Annotated in this window: 20 protein-coding genes; 14 read left to right on the forward strand and 6 right to left on the reverse strand. The window is 72.9% G+C overall.

The window, feature by feature from the left end:
• Window positions 1–47 precede the first annotated feature (47 nt).
• Together HNQ79_RS22230 and HNQ79_RS22235 are read right to left on the reverse strand one after the other, a co-directional pair.
• The gene (locus tag HNQ79_RS22230; RefSeq protein ID WP_185033817.1) at window positions 48–1,505 is read right to left on the reverse strand and encodes an aldehyde dehydrogenase family protein; all 1,458 of its coding nucleotides are present in this window, start codon (window positions 1,503–1,505) and stop codon (window positions 48–50) included.
• 180 nt (window positions 1,506–1,685) lie between these two features.
• Window positions 1,686–2,549: a Sco1979 family transcriptional regulator gene (locus HNQ79_RS22235; protein ID WP_185033819.1), complete on the reverse strand. Its 864-nt coding sequence runs from the start codon at window positions 2,547–2,549 to the stop codon at window positions 1,686–1,688.
• Window positions 2,550–2,866: 317 nt separating this feature from the next.
• Here HNQ79_RS22235 and HNQ79_RS22240 point away from each other — a divergent pair, with 317 nt between their 5' ends.
• Window positions 2,867–3,358: an ATP-binding protein gene (locus HNQ79_RS22240; RefSeq protein ID WP_185033821.1), complete on the forward strand. Its 492-nt coding sequence runs from the start codon at window positions 2,867–2,869 to the stop codon at window positions 3,356–3,358.
• Between the two features lie 121 nt (window positions 3,359–3,479).
• Here the strand turns inward: HNQ79_RS22240 and HNQ79_RS22245 are convergent, their stop codons facing one another.
• Window positions 3,480–3,722, reverse strand: coding sequence for a DUF397 domain-containing protein (locus HNQ79_RS22245; protein ID WP_185033823.1), 243 nt, complete (start codon window positions 3,720–3,722; stop codon window positions 3,480–3,482).
• Window positions 3,723–3,984: 262 nt separating this feature from the next.
• Between HNQ79_RS22245 and HNQ79_RS22250 the strand changes: the two genes are divergently transcribed.
• Window positions 3,985–4,524 (forward strand): hypothetical protein, encoded by a 540-nt coding sequence (locus HNQ79_RS22250; protein ID WP_185033825.1) that lies wholly within the window; start codon window positions 3,985–3,987, stop codon window positions 4,522–4,524.
• Window positions 4,525–4,569: 45 nt separating this feature from the next.
• Here the strand turns inward: HNQ79_RS22250 and HNQ79_RS22255 are convergent, their stop codons facing one another.
• On the reverse strand, window positions 4,570–6,813 hold the full coding sequence (locus HNQ79_RS22255) for an FUSC family protein (RefSeq protein WP_185033827.1): 2,244 nt from the start codon (window positions 6,811–6,813) through the stop codon (window positions 4,570–4,572).
• Between the two features lie 193 nt (window positions 6,814–7,006).
• Window positions 7,007–8,182 (reverse strand): DUF2786 domain-containing protein, encoded by a 1,176-nt coding sequence (locus tag HNQ79_RS22260; protein ID WP_229923307.1) that lies wholly within the window; start codon window positions 8,180–8,182, stop codon window positions 7,007–7,009.
• 218 nt (window positions 8,183–8,400) lie between these two features.
• Between HNQ79_RS22260 and HNQ79_RS22265 the strand changes: the two genes are divergently transcribed.
• The 8 genes from HNQ79_RS22265 to HNQ79_RS22300 all read left to right on the forward strand — a co-directional run bounded on the left by HNQ79_RS22265 (window position 8,401) and on the right by HNQ79_RS22300 (window position 15,916).
• On the forward strand, window positions 8,401–10,095 hold the full coding sequence (locus tag HNQ79_RS22265) for a bifunctional 3'-5' exonuclease/DNA polymerase (RefSeq protein ID WP_185033831.1): 1,695 nt from the start codon (window positions 8,401–8,403) through the stop codon (window positions 10,093–10,095).
• A gap of 143 nt (window positions 10,096–10,238) precedes the next feature.
• Window positions 10,239–10,643: a DUF6479 family protein gene (locus HNQ79_RS22270; protein ID WP_221508036.1), complete on the forward strand. Its 405-nt coding sequence runs from the start codon at window positions 10,239–10,241 to the stop codon at window positions 10,641–10,643.
• A 281-nt stretch (window positions 10,644–10,924) separates the two neighbouring features.
• Window positions 10,925–11,386: a Dps family protein gene (locus tag HNQ79_RS22275; RefSeq protein ID WP_229923306.1), complete on the forward strand. Its 462-nt coding sequence runs from the start codon at window positions 10,925–10,927 to the stop codon at window positions 11,384–11,386.
• Between the two features lie 136 nt (window positions 11,387–11,522).
• Complete coding sequence (locus HNQ79_RS22280; protein WP_185033835.1) at window positions 11,523–12,185, forward strand: DsbA family protein; 663 nt, start codon at window positions 11,523–11,525, stop codon at window positions 12,183–12,185.
• Between the two features lie 79 nt (window positions 12,186–12,264).
• Complete coding sequence (locus tag HNQ79_RS22285) at window positions 12,265–12,888, forward strand: GNAT family N-acetyltransferase (RefSeq protein WP_185033837.1); 624 nt, start codon at window positions 12,265–12,267, stop codon at window positions 12,886–12,888.
• A 154-nt stretch (window positions 12,889–13,042) separates the two neighbouring features.
• Complete coding sequence (locus HNQ79_RS22290; RefSeq protein WP_185033839.1) at window positions 13,043–13,432, forward strand: VOC family protein; 390 nt, start codon at window positions 13,043–13,045, stop codon at window positions 13,430–13,432.
• 168 nt (window positions 13,433–13,600) lie between these two features.
• Window positions 13,601–14,554 (forward strand): aldo/keto reductase, encoded by a 954-nt coding sequence (locus tag HNQ79_RS22295; protein WP_185033840.1) that lies wholly within the window; start codon window positions 13,601–13,603, stop codon window positions 14,552–14,554.
• 123 nt (window positions 14,555–14,677) lie between these two features.
• Window positions 14,678–15,916, forward strand: coding sequence for a serine hydrolase domain-containing protein (locus HNQ79_RS22300; RefSeq protein ID WP_185033841.1), 1,239 nt, complete (start codon window positions 14,678–14,680; stop codon window positions 15,914–15,916).
• A gap of 242 nt (window positions 15,917–16,158) precedes the next feature.
• Here HNQ79_RS22300 and HNQ79_RS22305 read toward each other — a convergent pair whose 3' ends face one another.
• Window positions 16,159–16,779, reverse strand: coding sequence for a TetR family transcriptional regulator (locus tag HNQ79_RS22305; protein WP_185033842.1), 621 nt, complete (start codon window positions 16,777–16,779; stop codon window positions 16,159–16,161).
• 139 nt (window positions 16,780–16,918) lie between these two features.
• Here HNQ79_RS22305 and HNQ79_RS22310 point away from each other — a divergent pair, with 139 nt between their 5' ends.
• The 4 genes from HNQ79_RS22310 (at window position 16,919) to HNQ79_RS22325 (ending at window position 20,521) form a co-directional block, all read left to right on the forward strand.
• A complete protein-coding gene (locus tag HNQ79_RS22310; protein WP_221508058.1) occupies window positions 16,919–18,010 on the forward strand; it encodes an IS701 family transposase in 1,092 nt (363 codons plus the stop codon).
• 123 nt (window positions 18,011–18,133) lie between these two features.
• Window positions 18,134–18,577 (forward strand): MarR family winged helix-turn-helix transcriptional regulator, encoded by a 444-nt coding sequence (locus tag HNQ79_RS22315; protein WP_185033844.1) that lies wholly within the window; start codon window positions 18,134–18,136, stop codon window positions 18,575–18,577.
• A 199-nt stretch (window positions 18,578–18,776) separates the two neighbouring features.
• Window positions 18,777–20,261: an AMP-binding protein gene (locus HNQ79_RS22320; RefSeq protein WP_221508037.1), complete on the forward strand. Its 1,485-nt coding sequence runs from the start codon at window positions 18,777–18,779 to the stop codon at window positions 20,259–20,261.
• Window positions 20,261–20,521: an acyl carrier protein gene (locus tag HNQ79_RS22325; RefSeq protein ID WP_185033845.1), complete on the forward strand. Its 261-nt coding sequence runs from the start codon at window positions 20,261–20,263 to the stop codon at window positions 20,519–20,521. The genes HNQ79_RS22320 and HNQ79_RS22325 overlap by 1 nt, the downstream gene beginning before the upstream one ends.
• Window positions 20,522–20,583 lie beyond the last annotated feature (62 nt).

Raw genomic sequence — 20,583 nt, forward strand, 5'->3', positions numbered from 1 at the left:
CCACGTTAGCGGCGCATGCGGACAGGTTGTGTCCGCAACCAGCGCTCCTAGAAGGGGAACTCCGACCTGCCGTGCTGGATCGAGATCCACTTGTGGGTGGTGAAGACGTCGACCGTCGACTCGCCGTTCATCCGGCCGATTCCGGAGGCCTTCTCACCGCCGAAGGCGACCATCGGGTCGTCCTGGATGGTGGAGTCGTTGATGTGGATCATGCCGGTTTCGATCCGGCGGGCGAAGCGCACACCGCGTTCCACGTTGCGGGTGTGCACGGCGCCGCTCAGGCCGTACGGGCTGTCGTTGGCGATCCGTACCGCCTCGTCGTCCCCGTCGAAGGGCAGGAGGAGGGCGACGGGGCCGAATATCTCCTGCTCCAGGATGGGCGACCCGGCGGGAACACCGGTCAGGACGGTCGGCTCGACCAGGTTGCCGCGGGTGGCCCCCCGTACGAGAGCGGTGGCGCCTTCGGCGAGGGCCTGGTCGACGAGGCCGGTCAGGGCGTCCGCGTGGAAGGTGTTGATGACGGGGCCGAGCTGGGTGGCGGGGTCGGCCGGGTCGCCGGTGCGCAGGTCCCGTACCTTCGCGGCGAAGATCTCGGTGAACTCCCGCTCCACGGCGCGGTCGACGAGAATCCGGTTGGCCGCCATGCAGATCTGGCCCTGGGAGACGAAGCGGCTGAAGACGGCCGCGTCGGCCGCGTAGGCGAGGTCGGCGTCGTCCAGGACCACCAGGGCGCTGTTGCCGCTGAGGGAGAGCACCGCGCGCTTGAAGTGCGCTCCGGCGACGGCTGCGACGTGGCGGCCGGTGCGGTCGGAGCCGGTGAAGGCGATCACCTTGGGCACGGGGTGTTCGAGGAGCGCGTCGCCGATCTCGGCTATGTCGGTGATCAGGACGTTGAGGAGCCCGGCGGGCAGCCCCGCCTCCTCGAAGAGGTGGGCGATGAGGCCGCCGCCGACGACGGGGGTGTTCTGGTTCGGCTTGATGACGACCGCGTTGCCGAGCGCCACGGCGGGGGCTGCGGCCTTGACGCCGGTGAGGAAGGGGAAGTTGAAGGGGCTGATGACGCCGATGACGCCGACCGGGAGCCGGTGGACGCGGTTCTCCTTGCCGGGCGTCGGGGAGGCCAGGATGCGGCCCTCCGGAAGGGTCGCCAACTGGGTCGCCTCGCGCAGGAATTCCTTGGCCAGCCGGACCTCGAACGTCGCCTTCACCCGGGTGCCGCCGACCTCCGTGGTGATGGCGTCGACGATGGCGTCCTCCCGGTCCTCCAGGAGGCGCAGGACCCGCTCGACGACGTCCCGGCGGCTGAAGGCGTTGACGTCCGCCCAGGCGCGCTGGGCACGCTCGGCCGCGCGGTAGGCGTCATCGACCTCGGTGACCGAGGCGACGGTGATCGCGGCCAGCTTCTCCCCGTTGTACGGGTTGAAGTCGATGATGTCCCACGACCCGCTGCCGGTGCGCCACTGGCCGTCGATGTACTGGTGGGCCAGGTCGGTGAAGTAGGACATGTGATCCCTCAGTTCTGCCCCGGCGTCCCCGGTGTTCCCGAGTGCCACTGTTCCCCCGTTGTGTGGTCCGTGCTGATCCATCTGGTGCGGTCGTCGCCTGCGGTGCTGCGGTTCCTTGTGCGCTTCCCGTGACGTCCGATGCGCTCGGGAGGCACGAGGTTCCGCCAACGTACAGCTCGGTCAGATGAGTTGGAGAAGTCCGCGCAGGACGTCCCGAGTGGCGGACGGGCTCGGGCAGTCCTCCTGGAGGCGGTCCATGACCCGTTCGTACTGCTCGACCTCCTCGCGCTTGTCGAGGTAGAGCGCGCTGGTCAGCTGCTCCAGGTACACCAGGTCGGAGAGGTCCGACTCCGGGAAGCGCAGCAGGGTGAAGGCGCCGCTCTCGCCCGCGTGGCCGCCGAAGTTGAAGGGCATCACCTGGAGCGTGACGTTGTGGCGCTCCGAGATGTCGATCAGGTGCTGCAACTGCCCCCGCATGACGTCCTTGTCGCCGTACGGGCGGCGCAGCGCGGCCTCGTCGAGCACCGCGTGGAAGTGCGGGCCGCGCTCGGAGACGAGGACCTTCTGGCGTTCCAGGCGCAGGGCCACGCGGCGGTCCACCTCGGCGGTGGTGGCGTGCGGGATGCCGCGCCGCACGACCGCGTGCGCGTAGGCCTCCGTCTGCAACAGGCCGTGCACGAACTGGACTTCGTAGACGCGGATCAGTGACGCCGCGCCCTCCAGGCCGACGTAGGTCTGGAACCAGCCGGGCAGTACGTCGCCGAAGCTGTGCCACCAGCCGGCGAGATTGGCCTCCCGGGCGAGGGCGAGCAGCGACTCGCGCTCCGCTCCGTCCGTGACGCCGTACAGCGTCAGCAGGTCCTCCACGTCCCTGGCCTTGAAGCTCACCCGTCCCAACTCCATGCGGCTGATCTTCGACTCGGACGCACGGATCGAGTAGCCGGCCGCCTCGCGGGTGATGCCGCGCGACTCGCGCAGGCGCCTGAGCTGAGAACCCAGCAGGATGCGCCGCACCACAGATCCGCTCGATTCGCCTGCGGTCACCTCTCCCGCCCTCCCTCTCGTTGCCTCTGCCGCTCGTTCGTCCGTGCCCGCTCCGTGTGTGCGAGGCCCTCCCCGGAGTCCCGAGGCCGCAGTCTGCCACCAAAACGCTCCGCCCCGTACTCATCCGGTTACGGAAATGGCAGGGGTACGAAAGTGGTTGCAGGAAGAAATGAGCAAGAAACGGCACGGTGTTGTCCAAGTCCGGCGCGTGCACGTGCATCTGCCCTTGCATCTGCTCTACGCATTCGGAACCATGGTCCGCGCGCACGTCTGACCAACGCCGTATGTCACGACCGCGAACCCGGGGAGCGCCTCGCATGGGGACCAATGGATCGACCATGCTCGTGCCTTTACGGCAGGGCCTGCCCCCCATCGACCCCGCGTCGGTGTCCTCCTCGGCGTCCTGCGCACTGCCCGCGCGGTTCGAAGCGGTGGGCGGGGCACGGAAGTTCACGCGCGCCACGCTGTGCCAGTGGGACCTGGAGAGCCGGTTCGACGACGTCGCCCTGGTGGTGTCGGAACTCGTCACCAACGCGCTGAGACACGCCCTTCCGGCCGACACCCCGCGGGAGAGCGACGTCCCCGTGCGGCTGCACCTGACGCACTGGAACGCGCGACTGGTGTGTGCGGTGCGCGACCCCAGTCACGACGGCCCTTCGGCGCGCGACAGCGACGACTTCTCGGCGGAGTCCGGGCGAGGGCTGTTCCTGGTGGACTCCTTCAGCGACAGCTGGGGCTGGCACCCGCTGGACGGGACGCTGCACGGCAAGGTCGTGTGGGCGCTGTTCCGGCTGCGGAACGAGCAGTGAGGACGGGCGCCCGGCCCCGGCACGGACGGTGAGACCGCGCCCCGCCCGGGAACGGCCAGCGGGTCCGGCACCGGTGCGGGGAGCGGGGCTCCGCGCCGCGGGTGGTGCGTTGCCCGGGTGCTCAGTTCCCCGCCGTCAGGTGGTCGAACTCGCCGTCCTTGATGCCGAGCAGCATCGCCTCGATCTCCGCGGGCGTGTAGACGAGCGCGGGCCCCTCCGGGTGCCGCGAGTTGCGCACCGCCACGTCGCCGCCCGGCAGCTTCGCGAACTCCACGCAGGAGCCCTGCGAGTTGCTGTGTCTGCTCTTCTGCCAGACCACCCCGTGGAGCTGTGTGGCCGCCATGCCGTTGTATGCGTGGTGCACAGGTCGCTCCCGGAAGTGCTGGTGTCAACTGCTACTGGCTACCGGCGTCGTCCGCCGTCAACTGCTGTCGGAATGTCAACTGACCCGGATCATAGCTTCGTTCATCTGCGGATGCATGGGCAGATGCACGTGCACGCGGGGTTGTCCCCCGACTACGGAACCGACGGGCCGTGGTGACTCCCGCCTTCTCCCTCTGGACGCCCTGGTAGCTTGACGCGTTCCTTCCACCACTTGAATGCCGACCACACATGGGGAGTCCGGAGTGCACCAGCACGTACGTACCGCCGCGGGTGCGGCCGCCCTGGCGGCCGCCCTCCTGCTGACCGGATGCAGCAGCGACGGCGACAAGGGCAGGACCCCGCAGGACTCCGCGAGTCCTGCGGGGTCCGCCGACGCCGGCGCGACCACCACCGCGCCGCCCGCCGGGGACGCGGGCGCCGGGGACGTCAACGGCTCCTGGATGGCGACCACGAACGGCAAGTCCGTCTTCCTGACCGTCCAGGACGACGCGGCCGGCATCCTGGGCGAGCACATGTGCACCGGCCGGGTGGTCCGCCGGGGTGCCGTCACGCTCGACCTCAAGTGCCCCAACGGCAACACCGACCGCGCCAGGGGCACGGTGACCACGGGCGCGGACGGCAAGTCGCTCACGGTGAAGTGGGAGGGCAGCGGCATCGAGGACAGGTTCACCAGGGGCCCGGCGGGCGGGCTGCCCTCCGGCATCCCGACGGACCTGCCCTCGGGAATCCCCACCGACCTGCCGTCCGGGCTGCCCTCGGCGCCCAAGCTGCCGGGCTCCTGACCCGCCGCCCCGCCACCCCTGTCAGGCGCCGTCGCGTGGTGGGGGTCAGGGCTTGGTGAGGGCCGCGTCCCCCGCGTCCCCCTTGGGGCGCGGCCGCTCGGCGTCCAGGGCGTCGGTGAGCTCGTCCAGCGCCTCCAGGAGGAGCCCGGCCCCCTTGCGTACGACCTTGTCGTCGCCGGTCGGCTCCCCGGCGGCCGCCCCCGTCTCGCCCGCGCGCCAGGCCTCCAGTGCTGCGCGGAAGGCGTCCCACCGGGGAGCACGGCGTTCACGCACCGCGCGGGCCGCGGCGTCGACGTCCGCGCGCAGCGCCTTCGCGAGGGTGGCGGCGGCCGGGACCGGATGGGTGTCGCGGGCCGGCAGGTGGGCCTCCATGAGCATGGCGACGCGGGCGACCTGGGCGAGCGCGTGCGGGGCGTCGGCGGCGGCCGCGCGGGACAGGCCCCGGTGCCGTACGGGCTCGTTGGCGGCCCGTTCCAGGGCGTCCTTCCAGGCCACCCGGGCCTCGCGGGTGGCCAGCAGCGCCTCGCGCACGGCGTCCGCGGGGGCGCCGGCGGGGTCCGCGTACCGCTGCAGGACGGCGGAGGCGTACCGCACGTCGGCGACCAGCCAGTCGGCGAGGCGGGTACGCAGCCGCGGCGTCTCCCAGGCCGGGTAGACCGCGTACGCCAGCATCGCCAGGAGTCCGCCCGCCAGGGTGAGCACGACGCGTTCGGGGACGGTCTGGGTCCACTGGAGGCCGCCCATGCCGAGCAGGAAGACGACGTACGCGGCGACGCAGACCTGGCTGACCGCGTACCCGGTGCGCAGCAGCAGGAACATCAGGAAGGCGCTGACGACGGCGAGCGCGGCCGACAACTCCGTTCCCGGGTGCGCGAGTTGCACCAGGCCGGTGGCGAGGGCGACGCCGAGGAGGGTGCCGCCGAAGCGGGCGACGGCACGCGAGTACGTCTGCGAGAAGTCGGGCCGCATGACCATCACGGCGGCCATCGGCACCCAGTAGCCGTGGCCGAGCGGCAGTGCCGTGCCGAGCACGTAACCGGTGGAGGCGACGGCGGCGACGCGCAGGGCGTGCCGCAGGACCGGGGAGTCGCGGCGCAGTTCGGCACGCATCAGCCGCAGGGCGACCGGGATGAGTTCCAGCACGGTCGGGCGGTGCAGGTGGTCGTCGGGGTCCGCGCGGTGTTCGGGGTGGCGGGCCACCCGGCGGGCGGCGCGGACCGCGGCGTGGCGGGCGGTGACGTAGGCGGAACGGTCCTCGTCCTTGAGGTTGCGGCGGTCCTCGGTGCCCACCGCGTCGGTGGTGCCCGTGCCGCGGGCGGTCTCCACCACGTCGCGCAGCAGGGCGATCAGCCGGGACTCCGCGCGGCGGGCCGGTCCGGTGAGCACCGCGCCCTCCTTGGGGAGGGCGAGCACGGCCAGCGCGGCCGGGGACATCGTGACGGGCTCGCCGTGGCGTACGGCGCGGGCGGCGGCGTCGAGCGTGGTCCCCGCCGCGGCGAGCAGTTCGCGCACCCGGGCGCGCTCCTCGCCCTCCGCGGGGACCCCGAGGGCCGGGTCGGCGAGGGAGGCGAGGACCGGACGGATGCGTTCCGCGAGGCCCCGGGCGCCGTGCAGCTCGGCGGGACGGCGGCGGGCCTGGCGGGGGGTGATCGCTGCGGCGCTGCGGGCGGCCATCAGGGGCTCCGGGTCGAAGGGGGCGACGGGGTCGTGGCGCAGCCGGCGCGCGTAGTCGGCCTCGGCGGCGAGGGCGTCGGCGAGCGCGTCGCGCTGGGCGCCCCAGCGGCGCACCGGGAAGAGCACGATCAGGGCGGCCTGCACGATGCCGCCCACCATGATCATCCCGGCGTGGCCCGCGGCGGCGCTCACCGAGGTCGGGAGGGTGACGGTGACGAGCATGATCGCCACGTTGGAACTCGCGATCATGCCCGCGGTGGGGCCGATCGCCCACGCCATGCCCGCCAGGAAGGTCCACAGCGCCAGCAGCCCGACGAACAGGATCTGGTGAGACCCGGTCAGGTACCCGACGAACGTCGTCACGGCGAGGCTCGCGCCGGACGCGAGCGCGAGGACGGGGCGGGTGCGCCAACTGCGCTGGAAGGTGGCGAGCGCGGCCTGGAAGGCGCCGAAGGCGGAACTGGCGGCGACCGCGGGACCGAAGAAGTGCAGCGCGGCTCCGACGAGCAGGGCAAGGCCCACGGCGGCCCGGACGGCGACCAGGGGATCGAGCCGCTGCCGCTCGACGGTGAGTCCGGAGCGGGCGGTGTCCTTCAGGGCTTGGAGCCAGCTCATGGTCCGAGATTAGTGGGTGGGGGGCGGATGGGGCATAGGGGGCTTAAGGGGGGCGAAGGGGGGGTGAGGGCTGGGGTGCGGAAGCGGGGCCGGTGCGGGGGCTGGGTGGAGGGAGCGGGAGAGGCGCGCGGGGTGCGGGCAGTGGGTGGGTGCGGGCGCGTAACCGGTGCCGGCCCCGCGCACCGTACGCCGCTCAGCGGGTCAGACGGTCGCGCTGCTCCCGAGTCCCGTGCACCGACGCCCGGTCCGCCGCCGCCGTGCCGTGCTCCCAGCCGGCCAGGTCGTTCACGCCACGCACGCGCGTGGACGTGGTGCGCGGGAACATCTGCTCCGCGCGGTCCGTGACCGCCACGTCCCGCGCCGCGAGGACCGGCAGCAGCGAGCCCGCCGACTCCTCCACCACGTGCTCGGTGGCCTGTGCCAGGCGCGTGCCCAGCCGGCTCGCGTACGCCGTCAGGAAGGACTGGCGGAACGACTTGGTGCGCTTGCGGCCCCCGGCCCGCTGGGCGGCCTCCGCGCGCGTCATCGCGGCCGTCCCCTGCACCAGCAACGAGGTGTACAGCAGCTCGACGGCCTCCAAGTCGGCCTCGAAACCGACGACCGTCGAGAAACCGCACTCGCTGTTCCACACGGCCCGGCAGCGGTTCGCGGTGGCGACGGCGTCCAGCAGGATCGCCTTCGCCGTCTCGTACGGGGCGTCCACGCCGATCCGGCACGCACCCGGCCCGCCCGCGGCCCCGTTCCCCTCGGCGGCGAGGACCGCCTCGTCGATGCTGTGCCGCGCCATCAGCTCCTGCGCCTTCCCGGTGAGCGCCTCGGCCTCCTCCGGGTACTCGGTGGCCTCCGCCTTGGCGAGCAGGGCGCGGATACGGGTGAGCATGCGCGGTTCGCCGGGGGCCGGCCGGGCCTCCCGTACGAGAGCCGGGGCGCCGCCCGGCGCGGGCCCGACCGGCTCGATGGAGGGCAGCCGCAGCAGCAGCCGCAGCAGCTCCAGCACCGCGGTGGCCAGCGCGAACCGGTCGGTCCTCTCCCGGCGGGCGAGAGCCTCGGCGTACTTCTCGTCGCTCTTCCACCACACCTGCCCGCCCACGCCCAGCTCGGTCAGCTGGGCCTGCCAGCGCGGCGGTACGCACGCGCGCCCGTACCGCCGGTGCTCGGCGGCCACCAGGTCGGCGAGGAGCCGTACGTGGACCTCCTTGAGGTCGCGGGCGACGAGCCGGGCGACATCGGCGGGCTGCCAGCCGCGGTCCCAGGCGCGGCGGACGAACTCCTCCCCGCGGCGCAGCACTTCGCGCCCCGCGTCCGGCCAGGGGGCGGCGGCCAGCAGCGAGGCGCCCAGGTCGAGGTCCTCGTCGCCGGTGCCGTACAGCGCGGAGAACGCCCGGTCGGCGCCGGGAAACGCCTGGTCGGTGGCCTGGTCCGGGCCCGGCGTAGTGCGGTCGGTCAACGTCGTGTCTCCTCGGTCGGGCTCACCCTCCTGGTATACCTCGCCCGGCCCCGGGCGCTGCCCCGAGGGCCACGGGGCGGGACCGCCGCCACGGCCCGCGCTCCGGCCCGTTGTCAGTGGTGGCTGTCACACTCGCAAACATGAGCGACCGTTGGGCCATCGCCGAGGAGCCGGGCGGCGGGGCGCTGCTCGTTCCCCTCCGGCGGGACGGCCGACCCGCCGGTGAGGTGCGCCGCGAGCCCGACCTCGTCGAAGCCGTCCGCTCCCGCCCCGAGGTCGGCCGCTGGGTCTGGCGCTCGACCGCCGAGGTCTACCCCCGCCTCCTCGCCGCCGGAGTCCGCGTCGAGCGGTGCTACGACGTCGAGGACGCCGAACTCCTCCTTCTGGGGCACGCCGGCCGCTGGGGCGAGCCCCGCTCGGCGGCGGCCGCCCACGCCCGGCTGCACCACCTCCCCGTACCGCCCGATCCCCCGCAGCGCGCCGCCGAGCCCGGCTCGCAGTCCTCCCTGTTCGAGCCGCAGCCGGTGCACGTCCCCTTCGCCTCCCTGCTGGAGGTGTACGAGGACCAGGTCCGGCGGCACGACGAGGCGAAACACCCCGGCCGGATGCGGCTGCTGACCGCCGCCGAGTCCGCCGGGATGCTCGTCGCCGCCGAGATGAACCGGGCCGGGCTGCCCTGGCGGGCCGACGTCCACCGGGCGGTGCTGGACGAGCTGCTCGGCGAGCGGTACGCGGGCGGCGGCGACCCGCGCAGGATGGCGGAGCTCGCCGACCAGGTGTCCCAGGCGTTCGGACGGCGGGTGCGTCCGGAGCTGCCGGCCGACGTGATCAGGGCGTTCGCGCAGGCCGGGATCAAGGTCAGGTCGACCCGCCGCTGGGAGCTGGAGGAGCTCGACCATCCCGCCGTCGCACCGCTGATCGCGTACAAGAAGCTGTACCGGATCCAGACCGCGCACGGCTGGGGCTGGCTCCAGGACTGGGTGCGCGACGGCCGCTTCCGGCCCGAGTACCTGCCCGGCGGGACGGTCACCGGCCGGTGGGTGACCAACGGCGGGGGCGCGCTCCAGATCCCCAAGGTGATCCGGCGGGCGGTGGTCGCGGACGAGGGGTGGCGGCTGGTGGTGGCCGACGCCGACCAGATGGAACCGCGGGTCCTGGCCGCGATCTCCCGCGACCCCGGCCTGATGGACGTTGCCGGGCAGCCGGGCGACCTCTACAAGGCGGTCTCCGACCGCGCCTTCTCCGGCGACCGCGAGGCGGCCAAACTCGCCGTGCTGGGCGCGGTGTACGGCCAGACGTCGGGCGACGGCCTGAAGAACCTGGCCGCCATGCGGCGAAGATTCCCGCGCGCCGTCCAGTACGTGGACGACGCGGCCCGCGAGGGCGAGGAGGGCCGCCTCGTACGGACCTGGCTCGGCCGCACGTGCCCGCCCGCGCCCGGCTCCGGGGACGACGACGAGGCGGGCATCCCGCAGGAGCGGGGCGCCGGTCCCACCCCGGGGGAGGACGAGTTCACCCCGGGGTACGCCTCGCGCAACGCCCGGGCCCGCGGCCGCTTCACCCGTAACTTCGTGGTGCAGGGCAGCGCCGCCGACTGGGCCCTGCTGATGCTGGCGGCCCTGCGGCAGTCCCTCCACACCTCGGGGATGAAGGCCGAACTGGTCTTCCTCCAGCACGACGAAGTGATCGTGCACTGCCCCGAGGACGAGACGGACGCCGTCGCCCGTGCGATCCGCGCGGCCGGCGAGCTGGCCGGGCGCATCGCCTTCGGCCGGATTCCGGTGCGCTTCCCGTTCACGGTGGCGGTGGTGGAGTGCTATGCCGACGCCAAGTAGGCGGAACGCACGGCCGCCCCCCGGCTACCCCGCCCAGGCGCCCGGGCGAACCCGGCCCGCCCCTGCTCACCCCTCGTGGGCGAGCCTTTCCCCGAGACATGTCGCACCCGCATTCCCAGGCACCCCGTGGGTACCCGGGACGCATGTACACACATGGCATCGAAAGCGTCCGACTCGCCGGAACGGAGCTCGCCGCCAACCGTGACCTGATGGTGGGCATCGCCCCCTTCCTCGTCGGGCTGGCCGTCGTGGCGATCCTCATCGGCGCGGTGTGGCTCGGCATCCGGGTCAAGAAGCGCGAACCCGCCGCGCCTCGCCCGGAGGAGCAGCCGCGCGCCCCGCAGCGGGACCACCCGCCGGGCGAGATGCAGGAGGTCCGGGAGCCGAACGAGGTGCCGCAGGACGGTGTACGCCGCACCCCGCACCAGCTGGGCGGGAACGGCGGGCACGGCAACGCGGGCACCCGCCCGGCGGCCGAGGGCACCGAACCGCCCAAGTGGGGCGACAAGTCCGGCGGGGCGTTCGGCAGCGGCGGCACGGGCGGCTGAGTCGCCCTCGACGGAGGGAGTCCGTCCACCGCGGAGGGGCGCCCGTCCGGCGCGGTCACCGCGGGCGCGCCCCACGGACGGACGTCCGTCCACCGCCGGTCACCGCGGGCGCGCCCCCTGACCCGTACACCTCAGAACACGTGCACCACACGAAACACCGGAACCACCACAACACGCACCACCAGAACCACCAGATCCACAGGGAGGATCCCTTCACCATGACCACCTCCACCTCCACCTCCACCCCCACCCCCACCCCCGTCCACACCTCCGCCCCCACCATCGAGGGCACCCTCCCCGAGGCATCCCGTCGCACGGTCGGCGACGCCCTCCAGGGCGCCCTGGTCGACCTGATAGACCTGTCACTGCTGGCCAAGCAGGCCCACTGGACGGTCGTCGGCCCGCGCTTCCGCTCGGTGCACCTCCAGCTGGACGAGATGGTCGACACCGCCCGCACCTACGCGGACACCGTCGCCGAGCGGGCCTCCGCGATCGGCGTCGCGCCGGACGGACGGGCGACGACCGTGGGCAAGCTGACCCAGCTGCCGCAGCCGCCGAGCGGCTGGCTCGCCGACGGCGACGTGGTGGCGCTGCTGGTCGAGGCGCTGGGCGGCGTGATCCTGCGGATGCGCGAGCGCATCGACGCGACGGACGCGCCGGACCCCGTGTCGCAGGACCTCCTCATCGCGCTGACCGCCGAGCTGGAGAAGCAGCGCTGGATGTTCCAGGCCGAGAACCACTGAGGCCGAACGAGGCGGGACGGACGTCCGGTTCCCGGGCTCCCGTCCCGCCACGGGCCCCGCCCCGCCCGCCCCGGCTGGAGATGCGTGGTCCGCGGCCCTGTGCGTACCTGGGAGGGACCGAAAAGGAGCCCTCCCCATGCCCCACCAGCCGACCGGGGACTCGTCGTCGGTGTCACCACCCCAGACGTCCCCGTCGCCGCGACAGCTGCGCACACCCGCTCACACCACCGGTGAGTCCGGGCTGGTCGTCCCCTACGGGGCGACGGGCCCGCTCCCGGTCCTCGCCGTGTACGAGGACTTCCGCTGCCCGTACTGCGCGGCGGTGGAGACCTCCGCCGGGGCGGCGATCCGGCGCTTCGCCGACGAGGGCAGGCTGCGTGTGGAGTACCACTTCGCGGCCTTCCTCGACGGCATGCTCGGCGGCCGGGGCTCGGCACTGGCGCTCGGCGCGGCAGGTGCCGCCGTGAATGAGAGCCAGCGGGACTTCAAGACCCTGCACGACGCGCTGTACGCCCAGCAGCCCGACGAGAGCGTCGACTCCTACGGCAGCCCCTCGGTGCTGCTGCGCGTCGCCGAGTCCGTCGGCCTCCTCGCACCGGCTTTCCGCGAGGCGGTCGCCACCGGGACGTACACACCGTGGGCAGTGGCGGTCGGGGACGCCTTCGGGCGCAGCGGCGTGCGCGGCACCCCCACTCTTCGCCTCGGCGAGGTGACGATCCGCGGGCTCGACCGGGTCGGCCGCGCGCTGCCCGCGCCGGAGGTCGCCGAGCAGATCGAAACGGCGCTCGCGGCACGCTGAGCCCGCACCCGTACCCGGGCGGGGAACCCGCTCCCGACGAGCTGTTCCCCATCGCGCACCCCCCTGTCAGGCTGGGGACATGGCAGCAACCGCAGGTCACGGCGCGTCGGGCGCAGGGGTGTTCTTCCGTCGGCTGAGCAGGTGGCAGGCCGACCAACAGCGCGACTCCCTCGCGGACCTGCACGTAGCGGCATACCGGGCGAGCCCCGCTCCTCCGCCCGACGACTCGTGCGCCGAGAACCGCCCGCCCTCCCCGGTCCCCCGGTTCCACGACCGGAACCCCTTCCTCGCCCGTTTCGCGGAGGACGTCCAGCGCCCCGGCTTCGACCTGCTGGTCGCCACCACCGGCCCCCGCCTGGTCGGCTGCGTCTACGGGTACCTCCCCGACCGGCAGGGCTCCTGGTGGTACGGACGTCACGACATCCCCGCCCCGGATCTGGGCCAACTCGCCGATTCGGGGCGGGTGTTCAACATCGCGGAGCTGATGGTCGACCCCGAGCACCGCCGCCGGGGCATCGCCCGGCAACTCCAGGAACGCCTCCTGGTCCGGGTCGACGCGGAACTCGTCACCACCGTCATCGAAACGTCCAACTCGGCGGCCAAGGCGGCGTACGAGTCCTGGCTGTGGAGCCGAACCGACCGCCTCCCCGCCGCGAACGGCCGCCCCGAACTCGAAGTCTGGACCCAACGCCCCCCGGCCTAGCCCCGGTCGGCACCGAGGAGCTGCCCCGCCGCCCCTCCCCCGCGACCCGCACGCCACCGACCGCCCGGCACCGCACCACGCGCGCCGACTGCCCCACGGGCCTCGCCACGCCCCGCCGTTGACACCCCCTGCCGGCCCCGCTTCACTCCCCCTCATGAATCTGCACGTGAAAGACTTCGACCACCTCGTCCTCAACGTCCAGGACGTCGAACGCTCCCTCGCCTTCTACACCGGCCCGCTCGGCCTGGAGCCCGTCCGCGTCGAGGAATGGCGCGACGGGAAGGTCCCCTTCCCGTCCGTCCGCGTCACGCCCACCACGATCATCGACCTGTTCAGCCGACCCCGCGGGTCGTCCAACGTCGACCACATCTGCCTGACCGTCGAGCCGCTCGACTGGCAGGAAGTCATCGACTCGGGGGTCTTCACCGTCCTGGAGGGCCCGGTTCCGCGTTTCGGCGCCCGCGGCACCGCCCAGTCCCTCTACGTGCAGGACCCGGACGGCAACACCGTCGAACTCCGCTGGTACCCGCAGGACGCCGAGTAACCGTCCGCCGCCGGCCGGTCGGCCCCGACCGCGCCGGGCCGACGGCCGGGCGGAACATCCCGAAGTCGTCCGAGATCGGCAAGTAGGAGCGGGTTGCTGTCCTTCCGCGGCCCGCCCTGTTGCCATGAAGGGGTTGCTTTCCTTCTCGGACAAGGGAGTTCTCTCGGGATGCGGACCACCACACTGGGCAGGGACGGACCGGTCGTCGGCAGGCTGGGACTGGGGGCGATGGGCCTCTCGTACCGCTACGCCCCGGCCCTGCGGGACAGGAGCAAGGCCGTATCGCTGGTCCAGGAGGCGGTGGACCGCGGAGTCAATCTCGTCGAGACGGCCGGCGCCTACGCGGCCGGGGACAACGAGCGGCTGATCGGCGAGGCGATCCGCGGACGCCGGGACGAGGTCGTACTGTGCACCGGCGGCGGCCTGCTCGGCGACGCGGACGGCACGCTGCGGCCCGCCGGCGGCCCGCAGGAACTGCGGGCCGGCGTCGACGAGAGCCTGCGCCGCCTGCACGTGGACCACATCGACCTCTACCTGCTGCGCCGCGTCGATCCCGGCGTCCCGCTGGAGGAGAGCTGGGGTGCGCTGGCCGAACAGGTCTGGGCGGGGAAGATCCGCATGCTGGGCCTGCCCGTCGTCACCGTGCAGCAGGCCCGCGCCGCCGAGGCCGTGCACGAGGCGGCGGCGATGGCGGCCGAGGTGTCGCTGTTCACGCGCTGCGGCCTGGACGACGTGGTGCCGTACGCGGTGGAGCGCAGGATCGCGCTGCTGGCGGGCGCCCCGCTCGGCCGCGGCCTGCTGACCGGCGCGCTGGCCCGGTTCGACGACCTGCCGCTGGACGACTGGCGGCGCACCCAGCCCCGCTTCGCCCCGCGCGCCATCCGCCACAACTTCGCGCTCGCGCAGGCCGTCTCCCAGGTGGCCGTCCGGCACGGGGCGAGCCCCGCCCAGGTCGCCCTGGCATGGCTGCTGCGGCTCGGTGAGCACGTGGTGCCGCTGCCCGGCACGAGGGCGGCGGAGCACCTCGCGGAAAACCTCGGCGGCGACCGGCTCCGCCTGACCGAGCAGGACCTGACCGATCTGGAGTTCCTGCCCTACCCGTCGGGCGCCCCGGAGGCGTGAGCCGCTCCCGGCCCGCGCCCCAGGGCGTGAGCCACCCGGACACACCCCAGTCACCACATCCCGCCACGGCACCCCGCACTCCCCGCACCTCCGTCCCTGACGCACCTCATCTGGAGTTCTCTCATGACGACCTCTCTGGTAAGGCCGGTCCTCCCGCCGTCGCGGGTAACGAACACCGGCGTGCACGGAACCACGGCACCGGGGTTCGCCTCCGTGCGCCACCTCTTCGAACGGGCCTGCCTGGACGCGGGCCCGCCCGGTGAGCAGGGAGCCGCGCTGGCGGTCGTACGGGACGGTGAGATGGTCGTCGACCTGTGGCACGGCACCGCCGACCCGGTCACCGGAACGGCGTGGACCGGCGACACCCTCCAGCCGGTGCTGACGGGCTCCCACGGAATCCTGGCCACGGCGGTCCTGCTGCTCGCCGACATGGGCGCGCTCGCACTGGACCGGCCCCTCGCGCACTTCTGGCCGGAGTTCGCGATGCGCGGCAAGGAGGCGGTGACACTGCGGGACGTGCTGACCTTCACCGCCCGCCTCCCCGGCATGACGGCCCCTCTCGACCAGCGGGACGTCGAGAACCCGCGCATGATGGCCGCGCTGCTCGAACTGCACAGCCTGGAGGACGACCCGCGGGCCGGCGGCGTGCTGCACGGGCCGTGGACCGCCGGGTGGATCGTCGCCGAGGTCGTCCGCCGGGTCGACGGTCGTGATCTCGACCTGTTCTTCCTGGAGGAGATCGCGGGTCCGCTGGGCCTCGACGTCCACTTCGGACTCGTCCCCGACCAACTGCCGCAGGCCGCGCGGATCTCGTACGAGGCGGGCTTCGGCGGCCGTTTCCCGGCACTGGGCGCCGGGGCGGACGGCGGCGGGGCGGACCTCTTCGCGCGCGTGTGGGAGAACCCGTCGCCGTTCCCCGCGGACCCGGGTGTGTGGAGCGAGAACCGGCGGCGCTACGCCGTCGTCCCCTCGCTGGGCGTGTACGCGTCGGCCCGCGGTCTCGCCCGGCTCCAGGGCGTCCTTGCCGCGGACGCCGTACGGGCCCCGGGCGAGGAACCGCTCCTGCTCTCGCGCCGCATGCTCGACCAGGCGCGGAGCTTCTGGGTCGAGGGCCTGGACCCGCTGCTGGGCGGGATCAGCGCATACGGCGAGGGCGGCCTGCAACTCCTCGACGAGGGCCTCCACCCGGCCGTCCGCTCCGGCGCCTTCGGCCACCAGGGGCCCGGCGGAGTCGCGTACCAGGCCTGGCCGCAGGCCGCGGCGGGGGCCGCAATGGTCCGCAGCCGGCTGACGACGGACCCCGGCACGGGGGTCCTGGACGAGGTCGCGGGCGCTGTGGCGAAGGCGCTGCGCGCCGTCTGAGCCACGGCCGGACGGGAACGGGCGGAACCGGCCTGCGGGCGGGTCCCGCCCGACACGACGTTCGGACGCGGGTTTCGCGCGGCGTTCCGCTCGGACGTGCGTTCCGCTCGGACGTGCGTTCCGCCCGGCGTCACGTGCAATCGCGGGTCCGTCCGGCGTCACATGCAGACGCGGGTCCGCCCGGCGTCACAAGCAGACGCGGGTCCGTCCCGGCACGGCATGGGGGACGGACTCGGCCCGCATCACCTCCGCCCCGCCTCACCCACCCCTCCCACTCCGTCGGCCGTGAGGCCGTGCAGGACGACGTCCCAGACCGAGTCCCAGTCCGCCTCCCGCCCCCCGGCCCGGTCCGCCTCGCGCACGGTGCCCCGCGTCGCACCGTGGGCGGCCATGGCTCCCTCCGCCAGGTGTTCCAGCAGGGCCACGGCATCCCCCGGGGATATTCCGGGACGCAGCCGGTGCGCACCGTGGGCCCGGTCGAGCAGGCCGTGCAGGACGGGAAGCCAGGTCTCGGTCAGCGGCGGCACCTCCCCGGGGCGGTCGGTCTCCAGCCGTCGCGCGGCCCGTACGAAGGGGTCCTCGTACGCCAGCCTGGCGAGCCGGCCGATGAGCGTGCGCAGCTCCCGCATCGGGTCGGCCGCCCCGAGATCCTCCAGGCAGCATCCCAAACGGGCCCGCGCGGCCGTCCGCACCTCTTGCGCCAGCACGTTCTTGGTCCCGAAGTGAAAGGTCAGCGCGCCGATCGAGGTCGCTGCCCGCCAGACCATCCGCTGGAGTGAGGCGCCCTCGTAGCCGCGCTCGGCGAACTCCTCGGCGGCCGCTTCCATCAGGGCCCGGCGCGTTCTGGCCGCTCGTTCCTGCATGCGCCTTCTCCTTGAACCTCGGCAAGTAGTCGAACCCCCCATGGAAAATATAACGAACATTCTCTATGTTTGTTACTGTGCAGAGCAACCACCGACCTGGGAGGGACCTGCAGTGACGACGACGCAAGAGACGCCCGACATGCTGACGGGCCGGCCGCTGGGCGATCTGTCCCGCCGCCTGTTCGGTCACCTGCACCGTTCCGACCAGCAGCGATGGGGGCATGTGTATCTGCAGGGACTGCTTCGTACGCACGGCAAGAAGACCGTGAGACGGATGGCGGCGGTCGTGACCGGTTCGGAGGCCGCCTCGGTCTCGTTGCACCAGTTCGTCAATGCCAGCCCCTGGGAATGGGCCCCGGCGCGCGGCGAACTGGCCCGCTGGGCCGCCCAGTCACTGCCCGTACGGGCCTGGACCCTGGCGCCCGCGGTGCTGCCCAAACGCGGCAACCACTCGGCAGGAGTGCACCAGCGCTTCCTGCCGGAGTCCGGACGCACCGTCAACTGCCAGCTGGGCCTCGGCCTGTTCCTGGACGCCGGACAGGCGCACGTGCCGGTCGACTGGCAGCTGTTCCTGCCGCCCCGCTTCACCGGCGACGAGGCGGTGCGCGACCGGGCGAAGATCCCCGCGTCGGCGCAGGCCCGGCCGCTGTGGGCGCACGCCCTGCGACTGGTCCAGGACATGGCGTCGCGGTCGGGCGGGCGGACGGCACCGGTGGTGGCCGACCTGACGGCTTTGTGCGACACCATGCCGCTGACACGGCGGCTGCACGGCGGCGGGCACACCTTCGTCCTCGCCGTCCCGGGCCAGACCACCCTCGCGGACCCGAATCTGCCGCCCGGCGAACGGGAGTCGGTGCGCGGTCTGCTGCTGCGCCGGGGCCTTCGGCACCCGGTGGGGGCGGGCCGGCAGGTCGTCTCGTACGACACCCCGGTGCGCGGGCTGCGCCCGGAGGGTCAGCACATCCACGCGACCGGCCGACTGCTGGCCGAGTGGGACGCGGGCACCGGACGTCCCGGCCGGATCTGGCTGACGAACATCACCGACCGCCACCCGGCGGAGCTGCTGGACCTGGCCCGTTCGCCGCAGGGGGCGCGGACCGCCATCGCCCGCATGGGTGAGGACTTCGGCCTCCTCGACTTCGAGGGGCGCTCCTTCCCCGGCTGGCACCGGCACATGACCCTCGTCTCGGCCGCCTACGCGTGCAGCACCCTGGAGGGCATGGGACGCTGATCGAATGATTGCGCCTACAAGTACATAGCGGACGGACCCCAAGTTCACGGGTTCGGCAACTCCCCAGATGATTGCATGGGCATGTATCTTGTTGTTCATCACATCGAGAAGGGGAGTCGTTCCATGACGATCCAGCAGCAGCCGCGCGCCGCCTCAGATCAGGCCATGTGGGAGGCCGTTCTCGGCCTGCACGCCTTCGTGGAGCGTCAGCTCGCACAGACCCTCCAGCGCCGCCACGGCGTGGGCCTGTCCGAGTACCGGGCCCTGGAGGTCCTCACCCAGGCCGAGAAGGGCGAGCGCCGCATGCAGGAGCTCGCGGACCACATCGGGCTGGGCCAGAGCTCGGTCACTCGCCTGGTGGGACGGCTGGACAGCGCCGGCTACGCCTACAAGGACAACTGCGCCGACGACCGGCGCGGCGTCTTCGCTGTGATCACCGAGGAAGGCCGCAAGCGCTACCAGGATGCCCGTGCCACGTACGCCGACGTCCTCAGCTCGGCCCTCAACACGGCGGGCGCCGACGATCAGTTCGCCCGCGCGGTGCAAGCGTTGCGCAGCGCCGCCTGACACCGGTCTCGACAGACGGCGGGAGCGCCCGGGGTGACCCGGCGCCCCGCCGTCTTTTGCATGTGCGGGATCACTTCCCGGCGCTCGGGGAGGTGACCTGGATCACTCCAGCCTCGTAAGTATTTGCTTGACCATGCATATAAAGACCCCGTAGGTTCTCTCTCGTAGCCAAGAAGCCAAGTCCAACGAGGGGGGACCGTTGCCTTCGCCACGCCTGTTGCAGGCACTCAGCCGGCACGTGCAGGAACAGCCCGACAGCACCGCGCTCGTCTTCGCCGGCGAACGGGTCACCTACGCCGGCCTCGACCGGCTGACCCGCCGCGCCGCCACGGACCTCGACGGCGTCGACCTCGGCCCCGTACGTGCCCTGTGCGTCCCGGCCCACAAGTCGCCGGAGACCGTCGCTCTGCTACTGGCGGCATGGAGTCTGGGAATCAACACCCTGGTCCCGTCGCCCGGCCTGGGCGCCGCCGCCCTGGCCACGCTCACCGCCCAGGCGCACGGCCCGCTGTCGGCGGTCGCGGTGCCCGGCGGCGGCGCGGTCCTGACGCGGCAGGCGGCGGACCCGGCGCTGTCGGACGGGTTCAGCGCCCCCGACCCGCGGGAGTCGCTGCTGACCCTCACCACCTCCGGGTCCACCGGCGTGCCCAAGCTCGTACCGGTCCGCACCGAGGCCTTCGACCGCTTCGGCGCCTGGGCCACGGAGAAGTTCGGGCTCGACGGCGGGACCCGCTCGCTGAGCTTCTCGCCGCTCAACTTCGACCTGGCACTCCTCGACGTGTGGGCGGTGCTCCAGGCCGGCGGCACCGTCGTCCTGGCCGACGCCGGAGCCAGCGGGGACGCCGGCTACCTGCGGGACCTCACGCAGAACAACGAGGTGACCCTCGTCCAGGGGGTGCCACTGCTGCACCGGCTGCTGGCGACGGGCGGCGCCCGCTATCCGGCGGTCCGCACGGTCGTCTTCACCGGGGAGGCCGTCTCCGACCAGGGCCTGCGGGACGCGTTCGCCGCCTGTCCGGCCGCCCGCTTCCACAACGTCTTCGGCTGCACCGAGACCAACGACAGCTTCGTCCAGGACATCGACCCGGACGCGTACATGCACCCGCTGCCCATCGGCGACCCGATCGACGGCACCGACGCCGTGCTGCTGATCGAGGGGGCCGAAGGCACCGAGGTGCTGCGGGGTCCCGGCACCGGCGAACTGCTGGTGCACACCCCCTTCCAGACGTGCGGCTACCTGGAGCAGGCCCGCAACGCGCACGCCTTCATGCCGGACCCGCGCGGCGGCGGCGCCATGTTCTACCGCACCGGGGACCTCGTCCACCGCGACGCCGACGGCCGCCACTTCCTCCAGGGACGCACCGACTTCCAGGTCAAGGTGCGCGGCGTGCGCACCAACACGCTGGAGGTCGAGACCGTCCTGGCGGCACACCCGGACGTCGTCGAGGCCGCGGTCGTCGCGCTGCCCTGCCCCGAGGCCGGCACCCGGCTGCACGCCGAAGTGGTGCGCCGGGACGGCACCACCCTGAGCTCGCTGGGCCTGCGGGCGTACGCGGCCAAGCACCTGCCGCGGCACGCGGTGCCCAGTTCCGTGGGGCTCGGCGGCACGCCGCTGCCGAAGACCCAGACCGGAAAGCCCGACCGTAATTCGATCAAGAAAACCAAACTGAACGGAGCCTCTTGATGATCACCGGCGACAACGACCCGATCCGCGAGTACATCGTCCGGGAATTCCTGGGCGGCGAGGACACCGAAGACCTGACCGACGACTTCGACCTCATCGAGAGCACCGTCGTCAACAGCCTCGGCCTGGTCCGCCTCATCTCCTGGATCTCCGAGACGTACGGCATCTCCGTCGACGACATACCGCTGGAGCCGGACGTCTACCGCACCCTCGCGGACATCCGGAACTTCGTCCGGCAGGCCGCCCCGGCCACGGTCTGACCACGCCTCTCCTCCCGCGCACAGCTCCCGCACACGGCACACGGCACACAGCAACACCCGTC

Source organism: Streptomyces candidus (genome assembly GCF_014207445.1).
In the GTDB taxonomy this organism is placed as follows: domain Bacteria; phylum Actinomycetota; class Actinomycetes; order Streptomycetales; family Streptomycetaceae; genus Streptomyces; species Streptomyces candidus.